Raw genomic sequence first — 18,826 nt, forward strand, 5'->3', positions numbered from 1 at the left:
TCAATCAGTACAAGCATTAGTAACAGTGACAGTGCAAGTCTAAGCACATCGATCAGCGAATCAATCAGCACATCAATTTCCGACAGTGCAAGTGATTCAGCAAGTGAATCAGGCAGCTTTAGCGGAAGCACGTCGGTAAGTACAAGTGATAGCACAAGTACAAGCACATCGGTTAGCGATTCAAGATCAGAAAGCACCAGCAATAGTGATAGCGAGAGCACAAGTGTAAATACGTCGATCAGCGAATCAATCAGCACATCAATTTCCGACAGTGCGAGTGATTCAGCAAGCGAATCAGGCAGCTATAGTGGAAGCTCGTCAGTAAGTACAAGTGATAGTACAAGTACAAGCACATCGGTTAGCGATTCAAGATCAGAAAGCACCAGCAATAGTGATAGCGAGAGCACAAGTGTAAGTACGTCGATCAGCGAATCAATCAGCACATCAATTTCCGACAGTGCGAGTGATTCAGCAAGCGAATCAGGCAGCTACAGTGGAAGCTCGTCAGTAAGTACAAGTGATAGTACAAGTACAAGCACATCGGTTAGCGATTCAAGCTCAACAAGCACAAGTATCAGCAATAGTGACAGTGGAAGTTTGAGTAACTCGATTAGCGATTCAAGATCAGATAGTACAAGCAGTAGTGATAGCGAGAGCACAAGTGAAAGCACATCAGTAAGTGACTCAAGTTCAATCAGCACAAGCATTAGTAATAGCGAAAGTGCAAGTATCAGTACGTCGATCAGCACATCGACTTCAGACAGTGCGAGTGATTCAGCAAGCGAATCAGCGAGCTATAGTGGAAGTACGTCAGTAAGCACAAGTGACAGTACAAGTACCAGCACATCGGTTAACGATTCAAGATCAGAAAGCACCAGCAATAGTGATAGCGAAAGCACAAGCGAAAGCACATCGATCAGTGCAAGTGAACGTAGCGAATCAGTAAGCTATAGTGGAAGCACGTCACTAAGCATCAGTGAAAGTACCAGCACAAGTACTTCAGTGAGTGATTCAAGATCAGACAGTACAAGTGTAAGCAGTAGCGAAAGCACAAGTTTAAGCACGTCACTAAGCGATTCAAGCTCAAACAGCACGAGCGTTAGTAATAGTGACAGTGCAAGTGAATCAGCAAGCTACAGCGGAAGTACGTCAGCAAGCATCAGTGACAGTACAAGTACCAGCACATCACTAAGCGACTCAAGCTCGATCAGCACGAGTATTAGTAATAGTGACAGTGCAAGTGAATCAGCAAGCTATAGTGGAAGTACGTCAGTAAGCACTAGCGATAGTACAAGCACTAGCACATCGCTAAGTGATTCAAGCTCAAACAGCACGAGCATTAGTAATAGTGAGAGCACAAGTGAAAGCACATCGATCAGTGCAAGTGAACGCAGTGAGTCTGCAAGCTATAGCGGAAGCACGTCAGTAAGTACCAGTGACAGCACAAGTACAAGTACGTCAGTAAGTGATTCAAGATCCGACAGCACCAGCATTAGTAATAGTGATAGTGCAAGTGAGTCAGCAAGCTATAGCGGAAGCACATCGGTAAGTATCAGTGACAGTACAAGTACAAGTGCATCAGTAAGTGATTCAATCTCTGACAGCATCAGCATTAGTAGTAGTGAATCCGCAAGCTATAGTGGAAGCACGTCGGCAAGCATTAGTGATAGTACAAGCTTGAGCACATCGATCAGTGCAAGTGACCGAAGTGAATCAACTAGTTACAGTGGAAGTACTTCGATTAGTTCTAGTGAAAGTACAAGTATGAGTACGTCAGTAAGTGATTCACGATCAGACAGTGCAAGTACAAGTTCTTCAAGAAGTACGTCAGCGTCCAATAGCGCGAGCATGAGTGTATCTAGTTATGGAAGCACAGGACGTTCTGAACTTCCAAGCACCAAGGGATCTCAAACAACACCAAGCATCCAAACAGGAACAGCTAGACCAGCTGCATCTGGTGGAACGGGATCTTCTGGTACAAGTTCTTCAGCAAGCGGCAGTGGTAAAACTCTTCCACAAACTGGAGAAAATAATCTTCAAAGTAGAGGATTGACATTTGTTGGTTTGGCATCAGCCCTGGCAGCTATTGCTCTTCTGAAAAAGAAAAAGGATAGTCAACAGGAACAATAAGCTTCAATCAACGGTTCTTTTCAAACAACCAAAAACAATTGAATTGTTTATCCAAAGGAATTAATTTTCCTTTGGATTTTTTCTTATTCATTGAAATGTATTTTTTATTAGAGTAGAAAGCGGAGGAAGAAAAGATTGAGCAGAAGAGAGAAACACATGAGCAATTTTTTTATAGTAAGACTAGCAAAGGATTTCATAGATGACATAACAGAGGAGAGCTACACTCAGCTTAAGGAACGCATGGATGATAAAGAGACGGAATTTGTGCAATTGCAACAAACCTTGGAAAAACGTGAGGCAGAAATAATTGAGGCTTATAATAGAAAGGAAATAGATTTGTGCCAACAGTTAGTCGATTATCAATTAGAGATCGAAAGCTATAAAAATCAAATCAATTCACTCGAGGAGCAAAGCAAAAAGCAGCAGGTATTAAATAGTAGAACAGAACAATCCTTTAATCATAGCCTCAAACAATTTAACCAAGTCAGGGAGAAGCTTGAAACAGAACGGAAAATTCTAAAAGAGCAATACATAAGAATAACAAACAAATACAATCATGAGTTAAAGGAAAAAGAAGAGCTAATCGAAGAATTAGGAATCGGTAGTTCAAAAGACGGAAAGCTCAAAGCAAATGCAACGATGTCATTACGATATGGGTTATATGAACTGAAACAGACAAATGGAAAGTTGAAAAGTCGTGTAGAAGTTCTTAGAAATATGCTGGCAGAGGATAAACAAGTATGAGCAATTTTTACAATAAGCACTCATACTAGGTATTTGACGTGATTTTTATAAAAAACTAATACTTTTTGGATAAAACAGACATTGCAACTTTTCCCACCCTTAAGTTCTTACATCAAAGAATAGAAAATAGAATCACAATGACACATTTATTAATAAGTATTTGGAGCAACGACAATAATATGCAAAAAAACGACCAAACTGTTTTGTTTAGTCGCTTAACGAATATCTTATTTCAGGCTCTTCTTTTTTTCTAAATGATGGAAAAGAGTTGTTGCTGTTAGTACAGTTGCCATTCCTAGAAGTGACAGTTGAGAATTTAAGTGGCCCTCTTCTCCAGTTTTAGGTAATGTCTTAGCTGAACCTCCGGCCGCATTTGAACCTCCTGATCGTGTGGAACCACTGCGGGCTGCAGAGCTACCGGACCGGGTGTTGCCAGTTCCTTTCGTGGAAGTGTTATTGGAAGAACTGTTAGACACTGATAGTGCTAGCGATCTACTTTCACTTGCTGAGTTAGATGCTTTTCCGCTCATGCTAGTGCTATTTGAAGCAGAAGTGGAGTCTAAAGTGGAGGATGATGTGCTTTCACTCCAATAATCACTTAATATTTCCGAGTTCAAATTACTTGTGCTTTCGCTGCCAGATATTGAAGACATACTCGAATTGCTCTCACTGAAAGACATTGAGGTACTTTCAGAACCACTCTCACTGTTGTATTCACTCAATATTCCTGAGTTCACACTGCTTGTGCTCTCACTTGTTGAATTAGAGGTACTTAAGCTCATACTGAATGACTCAGTAGTAGATCCACTAGTGGATTCGGTTGTCGATGTACTAGTAGATCCAGTGTTTGATTGGCTTGGAGCTTCAGTAGTAGATTGACTTGCTGATTCAGTTAAGGATGCACTAGTTGAGTTTGTTGTTGACTCACTGGCCGACTCGGTGATAGAACCACTAGTAGACTGAATGGTTGAACTTGTTGATTGTGCAGTAGAACTAGCCGGAATTGTCGTTGTTTCTTTGTTGGCAAGTACTTTGGCAGTATCTACTTCCACTCCAGCCGTTGCTTGTGGAGTTGCTTCAGCTGCATGGACTCCTGAGGCAACACCAGTAACTCCCATCACTCCTCCCATAGCTGTTAAGGTAGCATACATCCAATTTTTACTATTATTTATTTGTTGCTGCTTCCTCATTTTTTTTTGCTCTGATTGCAGTTTTTTACGTAATTTTTTACGATTCATTTTTGTGAATTAGCTCCTTTCTTTTCCTGTAGAATAATGATTTGACACTCTGAAATCATTATCTCATAACCCAATTACCTAAGATTAGAATGTCTCAATATTGGGAATTTATTCGAAAAATTAAAGAATAGAAAGGAGAAATTGATTAGAAAAGGCAGTGATTTAAATAGAAGAAGAGTGTTAACATTGTGCTTTCTCTGAGAGAGTGACTTTCTAAGTATAGGACCTAAGTCCCTTTTCTATAAATTGTCGAGTAAAATTGAGAAACAATCTAGTAAGTGAAACGACATACGAAAATAAGTACGTTAAAGTGTTTGTATTTACTAATAGTCTTGAAGTTTTGTTGGTGTTTTAGTTAAGCAGTAGAATGAAGGTGAAATAGTCAAAAATGCAAAAAAGTAGTGAGCCTTTTTTAGATATACTCTTCTCTAATATATTAAACTACAAATAAAAAATAGATATATAGACTACAGGCTATCAGTATTTGAATGATGATCTGTAGTCTTTTTGATAAAAAAATATGGATCCATACACCGAATATGAAGAGGGAAAAGGTATATAGTGATTTAGCTCTTTGAAAGTATTTCACTTATTTATTTGAATGATTTTTTCTTCTGATCATTTATTTTGTGCGAGCTTTTTACTTCGTTTTTATTCGTTTCTGGATAAACAGAACAATAAAGAGTTATATAAAAAGCAAGGGAATCCAAAAGTAAAAGCACTGGAATTTGAGAAATATCTGAAGTGATGTAGTTAGAGGTGTGACTTCAGGTAGAAAAAGAAGAAACTATTTTTCAAGACATTGAAAGTATCAAAGAAATTACCTGTAGGTTTTAAAAAAAACGAGATTCCCAAAAAGGTCTATAAAATACCATGAAATCTACTGTATTTTTTTATATAAAAAAGTCGAATATTTATATTAATTTCAGGTAAAAAACATTAAAATGAAATGAGAATCAATTATCTGTGGGAGAGGAAGTTTATTTCTTGGTTTTAAGTAGACTAAGGCATACGCAGTACGTTAATTATGATTGTTTTTAATTTATAGAATCTTAACAGGCTTAATTATAGATTAGGAAGCAAGAATACGCAATATCTTTTAAAAAAATAATTAAAATAATTTCTTGGATAGATTTCTAGACCGCCTGAATTCCATATTTATCTAGGAAAAGACGAGAAAAAAGAGTGTTTTATTTGCCGTCAAAAAAACCGTCGTAGAATAGAAAGGAAAGTGTATCATGCGCAGAGGTGAAAATATTTATCGTCGCAAAGACAAACGTTGGGAAGGACGCTATCCCAAAGGTAAAAAAGCCAATGGTAAAACAAAATATGGTTCAGTTTATGGAAAAACTTTAAAGGAAGTACGTGAAAAGCTTTATCCTTTGAAGCTAAATTATCAGCTTATCCAAAACAATCAAGGTAAATCAGCAATTAGTTTCAATGAGTGGGCTTATCTGTGGTTGCAGGAGATACAATCCGAGGTTAAGCAGTCTACCTATGCTAATTATGAACATAAGTTAAATCATTATGTACTGAATGTGCTTGGGGAATATGGATTGAATGAACTGAACGAAGATGCAGCAGAAACCTTATTGAGAGACTTGGAGAAACGTTTGCTTAAACCTTCGACAATTCATGCTGTTTTTCGTATTACTAAACAGTGTATCAATCTGGCTATTCGAAAGAAAATGATAAAGGAGAACCCATTTGTTTTAGTACGATTGCCGAAACTAGTAAAAAGTAGGAATCAGGCGCTTACTAAGCAAGAACAAAAACGTCTAGAAACCGCTGCTTTATCAAGAAGAAAGGGACAAGGAATCCCAACTTTGCTAGCCCTTCATGCTGGGTTGAGGATTGGTGAAATTTCCGCACTAACCTGGGAAGATATTGATTTTGAGAATAACTTGATTCATGTTCACTCAACAGTTCAGCGAATTATTGGTCTGTTTAATGGGAAGAAGACTGAATTAATCTATACCAGTTCAAAAACCGCTTCATCAACTAGATCAATCCCTATGAGTCAGATACTGAAGCGTGTTTTATTAGAGCAAAAGCAGCAGGCGAAAGGTAGATTTGTTCTTACTAATAGCGAACAACCAGTAGAGCCGCGGCTGATAACTTATCATTTTCATCGGATCCGAGGAAAGTCTCAGTTAACAAAAATTCATTTTCATCAGCTGAGACACACATTTGCCACTCGTTGCCTCGAAAGCAAGGGAGATATTATGAGTGTCAGTGCTTTAATGGGGCATAGCTCGACTCAGATGACCTTGGATACTTATGCTGCTGCATTGATGGAACAACGCTTCATTGTTGTGAAACAAATGGAAAAAGCAATCAGATAAATCGTTTTCAAAAAAAGAGGTTTCTTTTTTGGAGTGGTTTTTTTTCATTTTTTCTAGGTAAGCGTTTCCTGTGAAAACGGCCAAAAAATTTTTGTTTTTTTATGTCTATAATCGTCGCTTGCTCAATTGATGAAAAAAGATAAGAAATCTGACTGTATGCGTATCCTCTTATTGATTTTTATGTCGTCAACTACCGTCAATGTCGCCTCTTTCTCGTTAATAAGCCAAGCTGTTCACTCACTTTTCTTGGTCTACTTAAGACTAAGAAAAGTGAGTGAATTTTTTGCATTCTTTCAGAGTATAGATGAAATTGAAAGAATTATCAAAAATTAGTATTTTGTGACCGGTGAACAGAGGAGGAAGTACCATGTTTGGTTTTGGTAAACAGAAAAAGGATAGTTTTGAGGAAACAAATCAAGATGACTATTTTTACGATGAGTATGATGAAGAGTATGAGGATAATTATAGGTATGAGCCTTATAGAGAGGAAGAATATGAGCGTCCAACACAAAACTATCGGGAGTACGATCAGGATGAGCAGCGTTCCAGACATAGAGCATTTTCTCCCAATCTAGAACAGCATGACGATAGATACAACGAAAAAGGAGCTTTTTTGGAACCGAAAGTAGAAGAAGCAACCGAGAATCAGAAAGTTCAGTTGCAGCAAGAGGTTGAGCGACTAGAGGGAACTGTCGCTCAGTTAAAACATCAGTTAGAAGTTAAACAGTCAGAAATGGCAACAATGGCAACAGCATTATCAGAGAAAGATCAAGTTTTGCAACAGCAAAAAGAAACATCCGCACAGCTGAAAGAAGAGCAGCAAGAAACAGAGAATCTGCAGACTAAAAAGGACAACCAGATTCAAGAACTATCGAGGCAAATCAAGCAACTAAAAACTGATGCAGATGATAGTAAGACTGATCAAATGGAGGCCTTAAGTCAAGCGCAGCAACAAATCGAAGAACTTAAGCAAATGAAAAAAGAAAATGAAGATATGAAAGCCGAATTGGCTACCATATTGATTGAAACCAAAAAACAAGAACGGGCGATTTTAGAACGAGCAGAATATGAGGCTAAAGGAATTCGAAGTCAGGCGGAGCAGGAAGCCCATCAAGTAATCCATGATGCATCCCTAGAATTACGAGTGATGAAACAAGAGATTAAAAACTATCGAAAACGTCTGCGTTCGGTTCAAGAAGAAACCACTCAATTTTTCGTACGTTTGTTGGCCAACAGCGATGCGTTATTGGAAGACGAATAGAAGAGAGGAGGTTTTTCAGTGAAGCAATCACAGAATCAACTCACTCTATACCCAACTCCTGCGCCAACTATGCAAGAGGAACTGATTACACAACCGTTGCTAGAAGAAATTGAACAAGCCTGTGAATATTTGTACGCTCCTCAAGGCACTTTGGCTGATAAGCAGAGACAAAAGATCTATCAGCATTTCGAGCAATTATTTCTGCTAATGAACGGCAGCTACCACATTGAATTATTATTAGTCTCTGAAACCTTGGATTGGCAACCTTTTTGGCACGCACTGCATCAGTTTTTTCCTCAGTTTGCTTGGATCAAAGCTCAAACTGAGGAATCAAAATATGGGCGACAGGTCTACCGATTTGATTTTGTTCCGTTGGTTCTCAGAGAAACTGGTTTTCCCTTCGCTATTCATTTAGAGGACAGCTTAAAACAGCAGTTTCCAGCAACTATTGAAAATGCCTTGGAACGAGCAGAAGAGCTGCTATTGGATTTAGCTGAACAGCACTTTTCAGAAAGAGTTATTCAAGAATCGCAAACCGAATATGCTGTTCCGATTGGGCAAACGGCCGAACAGCTTGACGATTCTCTGCTGTCAACTGATCGGGTACAAACTGAGGATAGACGCCAAGAAAGTCAAAGTAAAGCTCGTCTTCGAGCAGTCAATCAAAAACTGGAACTAGTGATCGAAAAATTGGAACTTTCCATGCTCTATAGTGGTATCCAATACTTTGATCAAAAGAGTACCGAAGAAAGCGATTGGGACAAACGAATCAAAATCAGTTTGCGCGAGTACACCTATCTATTGCAAAAGGCTCGCTTCCTAGAACAAATGTGGCATTTAAACGGAGAGCTGATTAACAAAACCGAAAAAATGACTGTTAGTGGAAACAAGTTAGTTTACGAACGGGATCAAGTAAAACAAATCAAAGCCAATCTTTCAGCTAGGGATATTCACTTTGTCTTATACGAGTGTCAGGTAATAGAATCTCGAGCAAAGGTTCACCCTCGACCTTGGTTTCGGAAGCCTTTTGTCAACCTGATGAAAATGGATTATGACAACTTATTAAGTAAAGCTGCTTACTTTGATCTTCTTCAAGGGGAGAGTACATTGCTGGAACGAATAGTTCGAGAGCAACAGGAAATACCAGGTAAAGCAGCACAGGAGGCTGGCTGAGGCTGGAAAATTCCAAACCTTCGTCAATGGATATTAGTGCTGAAAATGGCAGGAGCATTTGTTTTTTGTTACTTGATTTTTCTTAGTGCTTTTCGTGCCTATTACTGGCTATATCCTCAATATTTTGTCAGCGGGGAATCCATGAATCCAACTTTTTGGGAACAAGAGGTCGTCCAAGTGAAAGCTCACCATAAACCGGAGCGGTTTGACGTAGTAGTAATGCATCCGCCAGATGCACCAACTGAGCTGTATTTAAAACGAGTAATTGGTTTACCTGGAGAACGAATTGATTACCAAGATGGTGAGTTGTTAGTTAATCATGAAATAATAGCCGACATGTTCGCTTATCGGACAGAAGATTTCAACTGGAATGGTGTATCAAGCGGAACAATTCCTAAAGGCTATTATTTCGTCTTAGGAGACAATCGGGCTATCTCTAAAGACAGCCGGATTTTCGGTTTAGTTTCAGAAAAACAAATTTTAGGCATCGTTCAAGAGGGGAATAAGGGGAAATGAAAACATTGCAGGAAAAAATTGAATGGTACATCTTTTGGTACTGGGTCTATTGGCTCTTTTCATTAATAGTATTAGCGGGAGTTGCTGTTTTGGGAATCTTCTTTTACTTCACTGATTTTCAAGAGGTTGTAACCGTCAGCCAATTATTTCTTCTATTATTACTGATGATTCTGGCCCTTTATTTTCGAATGACGGCATTGTATTACCACAATGTACTTCTGAAACTGAAACAGATAGCCGCCAGACAAAAAAGGCCGCGAAGCTCTTCGCATAATTATCTTCCACAGGAAAGACGGAAGCCAAATGAAAGGTAAAGTCATACTATGCGGTGTAGGATTAAGTTTTTGTTTAGCTGCGGGTTATCAGACTCCTATAAAACAAGTTGTATCAACCGAAATAAAGGATTCCTCTGCTTCTCAAAAAAATTTAACCTCAAGTACTGGAAGTGATAATACCACTAGTAAGGTAGTAGAAGAATCTGTTGAATCTATGGTAACTGGAGAATCATCTATAGAAGAAATTCCAACTAGTGAAACGACAGAATTGATTGATTCACCAATATCTATAAATGAAGCAACGGCAGAATCGGATACTTATTTACTAGATGTTACTGAATCTAGCATTGAGAAACCAGCAATATTACCTGAAGAAGAAATAGAAGAAAACTATCAATTTTCATTCACAAGAAGTCAAACGACTGAATCATTTATCCAAGCTATTTCCAAAGATGCACAACAAATTGCCTGGAAGGAAGACCTTTATGCTTCTGTGATGATTGCACAGGCCATATTGGAGACTGGATCAGGTAACAGCCAATTAGCACGACCGCCTCATCATAATTTATTTGGAATTAAAGGAAGTTATCAAGGGAAGAACGTTACATTTAATACCCAGGAAGATCAAGGAAACGGCCAACTATATACGACCAAAGCAGCTTTTCGACAGTATCCCAGTTATAAAGAATCCTTAGAAGACTATGCGGCTTTGTTAAGAAAAGGTATCCCAGGAAATGCTGAATTTTATCAAGCAACTTGGAAAGAAAATGCGGCAACATTTCAAGAAGCAAGCAAAGCATTAACTGGCAAATATGCTACGGATACGTCTTATGATAAAAAGCTAAATGCATTGATTGAAACTTATCAATTGATGCAATTCGACCAAGAACAGAATCAAGAGGTAACAGAAGCTTCATCTGAGATAAGAGAACTACCACAAGTTGAGGAAGTACATGGACCAATTCAAGAAGAAACACGAACGCTTCAAATTAACGAAAAGAAGCAAAAAGTTTCTACAATCCCAGCAGCTGCACAACGACCAGCGAAACAATTGCCCGGATATCGAGCAGCAAAATGAATGGAGGTAAGCCATGACAAGAGCACGAGAGTACCGTCCACGAGACCGTAAGGAAAATCAACAGAGTCCAGATCATTCACCTTCTTCTATTAATCGAAGAACTTCAAGGAATGATGAATACTTGGATGATGCAAGACCGGTGCGTGATTATGATGGACCTCGTCCGCCTAATTATGATTCGTACCAGAGGAATAGATATTCTAAACAACGTTCACCAGAATATAGAAAAACTGTCTATAGGGAAGGCCCTTCAAGGCACTATCGTCCACCACATTCAGGAAGAACCGAACCAGTCTATTCCAGATCTGAAAAAGAGTGGCCAGCATCAAGACCGCGACCGAGTCCAAGACAACACGCACATGACTTGCAGAAGGCTAAGCAATCGACTCATCGGCAAATTTTCCTGTTTGTATACAATCTATTTTTCTATACCTTAACCATTGGTATTTTACTAAGCTCCTTGATGTTTGCGTTTAGTGAGAAGTCAGATGCTGCTATCTTAGGTCATCGCTTTTATCAGGTACTAACTGATTCCATGGCTCCGCAGCCAAATTCTCCTAAAGGTGGCTTCTACGCTGGAGACATCGTATTAGTAAAAATGACAGATGGCTCCCAAGTTGAGCCGGGAGATATCGTCACTTTTCAAGTAGGGGAAGGGGATCGTTACCTAACACATAGAATGGTGGAGCGTTTGGATCAATTAAATGGTCAAGCTGGAGATTATATTGTCACCAAAGGGGATGCCAATAAGAGTAATGATCCACCGATTTTAGCAGATCGTGTGCAAGGAAAAGTAGTGTTTGTCATTCCTAAAATGGGCAGTCTGTTGAATTTTATTCAGGAAAATCTATGGTTGTGTGTTGTGTGTGTATTATCCACATTCGGATTCTTTTTAGTATTAAAGGCCTATTTTTTACAGCCTGATTCTGTTAGAGAAAGTACCCAAAGAAAGAAATACCCAAGAGAGGTATAATCGCTTGTTGACTACAAGTGTTTATATAAAAAAGAACCTATAGGAGGAAAAAAATGAAGAAGAACAGCAAAAAGAAAAAGCTGATGGCTGCAGCAGCAGTTTTGGCATTAATCGCAGCCATCTCCGGGACATTTGCCTGGATTACGGCCCAAGATCAACGAATCAATCGGGCAGAGTCTGCCGCGGTTAATGATGACAGCGTGGTACTGAAAGAACAATGGGAGCCTATGCCATTAGTTGCCGGAACTGAAGCCAAGAAGGAAGTATCAGTTTCCAATACTGGGAACGCAAATGTATTTGTTCGGATTTCTTATGAAGAAGTGCTGAAGCATCTAGCAGAAAAAGGCAGCATTGAGTATGGTGCTGTAACAGAGGCCGGAGCAAAGTATGCTTATGTAGCCAATGATTCTGGCTTAGGGAAAAATATGCCTGTAAATGCCAACGCGGCGTCAATGTTCAATGATGGCTACCGGATTGTTCCAGCCAGCCAAGTGACCGGCTTAACTTCCCAAGACACGAATGTGAAATTACTGGCTAAGGGTGGAAAAGTAGTTGATCCATTGACTGGATCTGTCAGCAATAACCTTGAAACAAAGATTATCCATGAATACTACACCGATCCATCCAACACAGGAAAAAATCCTGGCGATGCTGGATACGATGCAACGAAAAATAAATATCAAGCCATGACTTATGATATTGCTGTAACCGATGAAAAAAGCAGTAATGATGGAACAGCTTGGGATTATACGCTATCAAATGTGAAATATGCTTATTACAAGAACGGGTATAAAAACACAGTAGCCAATTGGGCAAAATCAACTTTGCCAGATGAAAGTGGAACAACTACAGGCAATGCTTTGCTAGGAACAAAAGGCTTACGATACAGCGTGAACTACAACTACACAACTACTGCAGAAGGTTTGGGAGCGAGCGCTACAATCCCCGGACCAACACCAGCTACGACAGCTGATCAAAAACCAATTGCGTCCTCAACTAATTATGGGTTGGAGGCAGATACTAATGGACTAGGTAAAAGCCATATCCGTGTTGGCTATGGTACAGATATCACTGATGTTGCAACATTAGCAAGTAAAAATTGGGTTTACAATGCAGATGATGGCTGGTTCTATTACACTGTTCCGTTGAAATCTGGCGAAACAACGCCAGACTTACTGAAGAAATTGGTTTTCGAAAGTGCTTTAGGCGTAGAGTATACCAATGCTTCATTTGATCTTGTTGTAAAAATGGAAGCAGTACAAGCAACTGAAGCAGCACTAACGGATAGTGCTGGGTGGAACTTAGGGGGAGGTTCTAAACCAACTGGAGACACTCTTGCTATCGTAACAAAATTAGTCGCTGGCATTTAAATTGTACCGTGATTGGGCAAGGGGGAGCAGATGAATATACGTAAAATACTCATTGGGATATTCAGTCTTTTTGCCTTGTTCAGCAGTTGTCTGACTGTTGAGGCAGCAAAAACACTTCCTCCTGGCCTGGTAATTGGGGATTCTGATGGATTGTATGCTACTTCTGAGGGGGAATACTACATTGATCTAGTAGGTATTCTCCCAGGAGAGGCATACGAAAAGGAAATCACGATCCGCAGCTTGGATTTGGAGACCCCTTTTTCGTTAGGGCTGCTGGTAGAGGAAGTTAAATCCAGTGGTTCAGTAGATTGGAAAAACCATATTACGTTAAAACTAGTTTTAGATGGTAAAGAAATTTATCAGGGACCTTTGTTGGGGGATGGCAGTCGAGATTGGAGTAAAACACCGCTGGAATTAGGCATCTGTACCTATGGGACGGATAAAGTGTTGAAGGCCACTTTTACGATGGACCCCACTTTAACCAATGAGAATCTAAAAGCAAAAAGCACGTTAGAGTTTATGTGGACATTTGTGGGTACTAAAGATCAACCAACAAAATCCTCTACAACAACCGAGTCGTCCGTAGAAAGTTCCAGCAGCTTGCCGCAGGAAATGCCTTCCAATCGAAAGCTGCTGCCACAAACTGGTGAAGAACTGGTTTATCTGTTCTTGACTGGCTTGTTATTGATATTAATCGTCTTATTTTTATGGAAAAAACGCCGAGAGGAGGAACAGGAATGAATCAAAAGGAAAAACGTCAACACTTGCTTCGGACCTTTGTTCGAAGTAAGGGACTGTTTGCCTGTTTCTCTCTGGTGTTGAGTTTGTTGCTGATAGTGGGCAGTACTTATGCTTGGATTACTTCGGCAGATGAAAGAGTCAATCGAACGGATGCTAACCAACGAAGGCTATCCGCCATTGTGGAAGAAGACTTCGATCAAGTTTTTCACTGGTCACCTGGAACAACAAAGGAAAAAAATATTCGTGTGCGAAATACTGGAGAGATGCCAGCAATTGTTCGTATTTCTTTGAAAGAATTTTTTGTAGGTTTTGAGACGGATGTAACGGACAAGCATAGAACAACTGATAATGGTAACGGAAATTTGAAAGTATATGGAACGCCAAGTGCAACCACAATTGATGTGAAGAAAACTGAAACTTGGGCTGTGGGAAATACCTATGAAATCAGTGCCAATACTCATTATAAAGCAGCTATTGCCTTGTTGGATCAGACATATTCTTACAAAGGGACAAGAACAGGACCGTTACCTGTAATTGAGTTAAATTTTGAAGCGGGGAAGCTTTTTGATCAAGAAAACCCGCCTGCAGCAAGCGATAAGCAATATTGGTATTACGAGGAGGGCTATTTCTATTATTCAGAGGTCCTTCAACCAAAAGAAGTTACGCCCAATTTGTTAGATAGCGTTTCGTTAAGTTCAGCTTATGTCAATCAGTACAAAGGAGCTTTGTATAGATTGACATCAGAGATGGATGCACATGACTTAACCAAAGAATTGATTTCAGACTGGTCGCTTACTAATAGTGATTATGCGTATACCCTCTATCAATCGAAACTAGATCATGGGAACTGAACAGAGAGGAATGAGTAAAAGATGCAAAGAAAACAACGTCAGCATTTATTTTATTTCCTTGCTCTGACAGGCTGCGTTTTCTTGTTAATAAGCGGAAGCTATTTTGTTTATGCAGCAATTACAGCCACAGATAAAAAAGCCAATGATTTCCAGATAGGACAAGTAGAAACTAGTTTAGTAGAGATTTTCGATGACACTATCACTGAGATAGAAAAGAATCAGAGTGTAAAAAAAGAAGTGTCGGTTAAGAACACGGGAACGATTAATCAGTTTGTTCGTGTGATGATTCTGCCTGAAGTTCGAGCCCCTGTTGAGGGAGATACAAATGACCAAGTTTTGCCATTGGTAATTGGTAAGGATCTTGTATTAGAGAATATGTCAACATCAGATTGGCAGGACGGCGGTGATGGGTATTACTACTACGTCAAAGAAGCTGTAGCACCAAAGAAATCAACCAGTAATTTGTTTAAATCTATCAAATTATCAGACAGCTTAACTCAGCAATACCATCAAACTGAATTTTCTATCTATTTAAAGGTTGAAACAATAAATTGTGCAGAATTTACTTATCGAGAGGCTTGGTGGCAAGGAAATATCCCAACAAGCACATCATTAAAGGCAGTAGATGATGCATTAAAAACAAAGGTTGAAAAATAATGATAAGGACATAGGATGCTATGTCCTTTGTAACTAAAGCAACACTTATGAGGTGAATGCTTTATGTCTAAAGCATTGATTTGATGAGTTTTGTAAGGAGGAATCCAAACAGTCAATGAAAAAAAAGAGAGAGATATCCAAGCATTATAGTCATAGGAAAATAAAAAAAATTGCGGGAGTAATCTTGTTTGTTGCGTTAATCAGTATGGGTTCAGTGATTGGAATCAACAGCTTGCATAATAAAAGAGAAGAGGTTTCCGCACATCCAACGAATAAAATTAAATTAGACGAGGGAGGAGCAAATGAATTTGAGGTTCCTGTAGATGCTCTCAAACTCAAAGAGCAAGCACTGATTGATAATCCGAGCTATCAGAATTTTGTACAGGGAGAAAAAATTGCTGGAGCCTTAACTAGAGAAAACCTGGAAGGCTATTCAGAACAATCAGGATTGAGCTTTGACTCGGTCCAAAGAACAAGTGATGGGAATTGGATAATGGCAATCAATTTCAGAAATGATTGGTACAATCAAAATGGAAGACCAAGTGCTTTCCAAAAATATCTTGTTAAAACGACTGATGATGGGGAGATAATAAAGATATACAATGTTGCAAGCGGTGAAGGATTTTTTACAACAAGCAACAATACTAAGGCGGATTATCGATCAGCAGTAGATGGGGGAGCATTACTCGTAGAAAATGGTAAGGTATCCCTGTGGTTCCAAGGGTACTCTCCACAGGAAAAAAATGAAAAGCTAAGACGGGTAACACTAGATGAAAATCTTACGCCATCGTCAGCTTCATATATAGTAGGGAATTTTAGTACAAGTACGTATCCTATTCCGCCAAATTCCGTAAGACTTTTCTTTAGGAAGGACATTGTTAACAATGATACCTGGTATACAGGAAATTCGAATGTTCCATTAAGACAAGAAACTACTTATAAGCCTAAATATAGCTTATTACGTTTAAATAATCAGACAGGTGCAGTTTTAGAGAATATTAATTTAAGCTTCCCTACACTTAATCAGCTAAATAGTACTGTTACAAATATAACTAAAGGAAATGTGGGTATTCAAGGGACCAGGGTTACCAGAGCAGCTGACGGAGGTATTTTAATGCATGGCTGGATCTATCATCAGCTAACGGATGTTTCGCAAATAACGTCTTCTCAACACATTATAAAGTTTGACTCTTCAGGTGTTTTCCAATGGTCAAGAGATGTGCTAAACGGAACATATAAATTACAAGAGGATTTAAGTGACGAAAATAACCTCGTAGTTCTGAAAAAGAGTCCAACGAGCAATCAGCTAATTAGTATTGATACTGGTGATGGGACAGAAACTGTATTAAGAAATTTCCCATTAGGAACAGATATTTCCATATTAAGAAACCCAAATGCAGAGTATAATTCTGAATTTGATTTTTTTGGTAGTGTGCAAAAAATGGAAGATGATTTTTCAGGATATGTAAATGGACCAGGCGTTGTGATGGGAACTATGGACAAGAATTACATGGTAAGCAGTGCCAACTTTATCAATGCGGATGCTGAAGTGATTGTTGGAGGGTTAATTGCAATCGATGGAGCAAATCGTTATTTTATGTATGGATATACGAATAGTAAGACTTTCTCGAACATCCCTAAGGATGGCTGGAAGACACACTTGCCGCGCGTCGCAGATAAAGATCTATTTTTTGGTAGTGTAAGAAAAGATGATGATTACTCTCCAATAATTGATCCATCTGAAGCTATAACCGTTTCGATTGATGACCCAGAAATAAAGAAGACTGAAACGAATAGTTATGGCTGGAACACACTAGATAATTGGCTGATTACTGGATCTAAAACGGGCACGGTATTGGATGACTCGTCTATTCAGGTTTATGATAATTTGGATAGTCAAAATACTAATTTAGCAGCCACTCCTGAAGAAAGACAAGAGTGGCTAGAAAAAAGAATCAACCGAAATCCTAAGAATATTTCTGCAGGGATTGAATGGCAGAAACTAGGGTTTAATGTATCTACTACAGGGCCGCAATTGGTCACATATTTTGTTACTGACTCGCAAAATCAACCGAGCAGCACTTCTCGTTGGGTGAACAAAACCGGGGGAGAAACGATTATTGATAAAGAGAATAAGTATGCTTTGGATGCACAAAATTTTCACATTCCTTTAGCCGGAATCCATACAGCTATTCCTGATGAAAATAAATTTAAGGAACTGGCAAAAACAATGGCTTGGAGTTTAACCGATCATGAGAAGAGTACTGGTGATCAAGGGAATGGCTTAGATGAAGATGGAACTGACTCTAGCAAGTTTTCAACGAAAGTAACGGTGGATGCTGATCAATTGAAAGCATTGCAGGTTGCCACTGTTGCGAAACCTTATCCAGTGGATGTGATCTATAAACCAGAAAATGGCATTGAAATAAGAAATCGTGTGTGGGTTTTTGTTACTACGAAAAATACTGTGCCTAATAGTGAAAACAATCCAGCGGTTACTCCTGCAGATACTAATGGAGTAGTCTATTATGCAGAAGATTACTCCTTGCCATTTCGCCTAAGAACGATTCACACGGAAGATGATGTTTTAAATCGAAGCAATGTTCGTGTTTATGACTATTACGATAGTACGCACGAAACATCAGCTGAATTGCCTGTATTGGCAGATAAAACTACTAACTTTGACAAGCTTCAGGTAGTCAATCTGAATGAAATCACCTCGGCTGTTCACCCTGGACTGATTGATTCCAGTCCACCAGATGGACCAGCCATGATTCGTTATGAATGGGACGGACCAGTGGATGGCAAGCATCAGTCTGGAACGATAAAGCCTACTTTTGGCGGACTGGATGTTACTTTGACTGGCGATATTCTTCTGCATGTACGACAAGTTATTGTGGAAGCTTCAGATCAGTTGGTTGTTCCAGAAGAGGGCTACTTAAGAATGGCAACCAACGAGTATGACGGGGGATCAGGAACAAAAGAGAATCTTGAACAAATACGGCACGCACGTATTTCATCAGGGAAAAATACGGATAATCCAGATTTTGAAACGATTGCTGTGAACGTGGATCATATGGACAATCCTCTGGATGAATTAGAACTTAAAATAGTTATTCCTGAATACTATGAAGCGGTAGGGAGCTATTTGACATTAGGAAATGAGGATCCAAATGGTGCAAGTCATGAGGGAAAAACTGAAGCAGACAGCAATATCGCTTCACTAATCTTTCAGCGTGACACTCTCTATAATGACGAAGAATACTTTATTACTATTTATTTAAAACCTAAGTTTTCTCGTCCAGGACCACAACCGTACAGCTGGGATTACAAGAAAAACAATTTAGGGAAAATTAAAATACAATAGATGAAAGAGGCAGGACAGAACATGGTGTATCTATTATTACTGATATTAGGTCTTGTTGTATTGGTTCAAAGCTATTTACTGTTCTTGCTGATGCGAAGTCAAACAGA

14 protein-coding genes and 1 pseudogene are annotated in these 18,826 nt (G+C 39.1%); 14 read left to right on the forward strand and 1 reads right to left on the reverse strand.

All coding sequences use genetic code 11. The annotated features are described in order from the left end of the window. Together IGI46_RS18380 and IGI46_RS18385 are read left to right on the forward strand one after the other, a co-directional pair. Window positions 1-2,130: pseudogene (locus tag IGI46_RS18380) on the forward strand (hypothetical protein); the annotation flags it as partial. Window positions 2,131-2,265: 135 nt separating this feature from the next. Next, complete coding sequence (locus IGI46_RS18385; RefSeq protein WP_429965282.1) at window positions 2,266-2,874, forward strand: hypothetical protein; 609 nt, start codon at window positions 2,266-2,268, stop codon at window positions 2,872-2,874. A 227-nt stretch (window positions 2,875-3,101) separates the two neighbouring features. On the opposite strand, the gene IGI46_RS18390 is transcribed toward IGI46_RS18385, so the two are convergent. Next, on the reverse strand, window positions 3,102-4,112 hold the full coding sequence (locus IGI46_RS18390) for a hypothetical protein (RefSeq protein WP_429965281.1): 1,011 nt from the start codon (window positions 4,110-4,112) through the stop codon (window positions 3,102-3,104). Between the two features lie 1,238 nt (window positions 4,113-5,350). Between IGI46_RS18390 and IGI46_RS18395 the strand changes: the two genes are divergently transcribed. The 12 genes from IGI46_RS18395 to IGI46_RS18450 all read left to right on the forward strand — a co-directional run bounded on the left by IGI46_RS18395 (window position 5,351) and on the right by IGI46_RS18450 (window position 18,719). Further along, window positions 5,351-6,457, forward strand: a complete 1,107-nt coding sequence (locus tag IGI46_RS18395; protein WP_429965280.1) for a tyrosine-type recombinase/integrase — start codon at window positions 5,351-5,353, stop codon at window positions 6,455-6,457. A 367-nt stretch (window positions 6,458-6,824) separates the two neighbouring features. Then, window positions 6,825-7,718: a hypothetical protein gene (locus IGI46_RS18400; protein WP_429973982.1), complete on the forward strand. Its 894-nt coding sequence runs from the start codon at window positions 6,825-6,827 to the stop codon at window positions 7,716-7,718. Window positions 7,719-7,736: 18 nt separating this feature from the next. After that, a complete protein-coding gene (locus IGI46_RS18405; protein WP_429965278.1) occupies window positions 7,737-8,891 on the forward strand; it encodes a hypothetical protein in 1,155 nt (384 codons plus the stop codon). A gap of 45 nt (window positions 8,892-8,936) precedes the next feature. Next, the gene (lepB, locus tag IGI46_RS18410; RefSeq protein ID WP_429965277.1) at window positions 8,937-9,407 is read left to right on the forward strand and encodes a signal peptidase I; all 471 of its coding nucleotides are present in this window, start codon (window positions 8,937-8,939) and stop codon (window positions 9,405-9,407) included. Next, complete coding sequence (locus IGI46_RS18415) at window positions 9,404-9,721, forward strand: hypothetical protein (RefSeq protein WP_429965276.1); 318 nt, start codon at window positions 9,404-9,406, stop codon at window positions 9,719-9,721. Before lepB ends, IGI46_RS18415 begins: the two co-directional genes overlap by 4 nt. After that, a complete protein-coding gene (locus tag IGI46_RS18420; RefSeq protein ID WP_429973983.1) occupies window positions 9,711-10,760 on the forward strand; it encodes a glucosaminidase domain-containing protein in 1,050 nt (349 codons plus the stop codon). Before IGI46_RS18415 ends, IGI46_RS18420 begins: the two co-directional genes overlap by 11 nt. Before the next feature lie 13 nt (window positions 10,761-10,773). Then, window positions 10,774-11,733 carry a signal peptidase I gene (locus IGI46_RS18425; protein WP_429965274.1) on the forward strand — a complete coding sequence of 320 codons (960 nt, stop codon included), beginning with the start codon at window positions 10,774-10,776 and terminating at the stop codon, window positions 11,731-11,733. Window positions 11,734-11,786: 53 nt separating this feature from the next. Further along, window positions 11,787-13,103 carry a hypothetical protein gene (locus IGI46_RS18430; RefSeq protein WP_429965273.1) on the forward strand — a complete coding sequence of 439 codons (1,317 nt, stop codon included), beginning with the start codon at window positions 11,787-11,789 and terminating at the stop codon, window positions 13,101-13,103. A 30-nt stretch (window positions 13,104-13,133) separates the two neighbouring features. Continuing rightward, a complete protein-coding gene (locus IGI46_RS18435; protein WP_429965272.1) occupies window positions 13,134-13,844 on the forward strand; it encodes an LPXTG cell wall anchor domain-containing protein in 711 nt (236 codons plus the stop codon). Then, a complete protein-coding gene (locus tag IGI46_RS18440; RefSeq protein ID WP_429973984.1) occupies window positions 13,841-14,695 on the forward strand; it encodes a BsaA family SipW-dependent biofilm matrix protein in 855 nt (284 codons plus the stop codon). The genes IGI46_RS18435 and IGI46_RS18440 overlap by 4 nt, the downstream gene beginning before the upstream one ends. A 21-nt stretch (window positions 14,696-14,716) precedes the next feature. Further along, window positions 14,717-15,352 (forward strand): hypothetical protein, encoded by a 636-nt coding sequence (locus IGI46_RS18445; protein WP_429973985.1) that lies wholly within the window; start codon window positions 14,717-14,719, stop codon window positions 15,350-15,352. Window positions 15,353-15,467: 115 nt separating this feature from the next. Then, window positions 15,468-18,719, forward strand: coding sequence for a hypothetical protein (locus IGI46_RS18450; RefSeq protein WP_429973986.1), 3,252 nt, complete (start codon window positions 15,468-15,470; stop codon window positions 18,717-18,719). Window positions 18,720-18,826 lie beyond the last annotated feature (107 nt).

The organism is Enterococcus sp. AZ163 (genome assembly GCF_050498925.1).
Lineage (GTDB): Bacteria > Bacillota > Bacilli > Lactobacillales > Enterococcaceae > Enterococcus_A > Enterococcus_A ferrettii.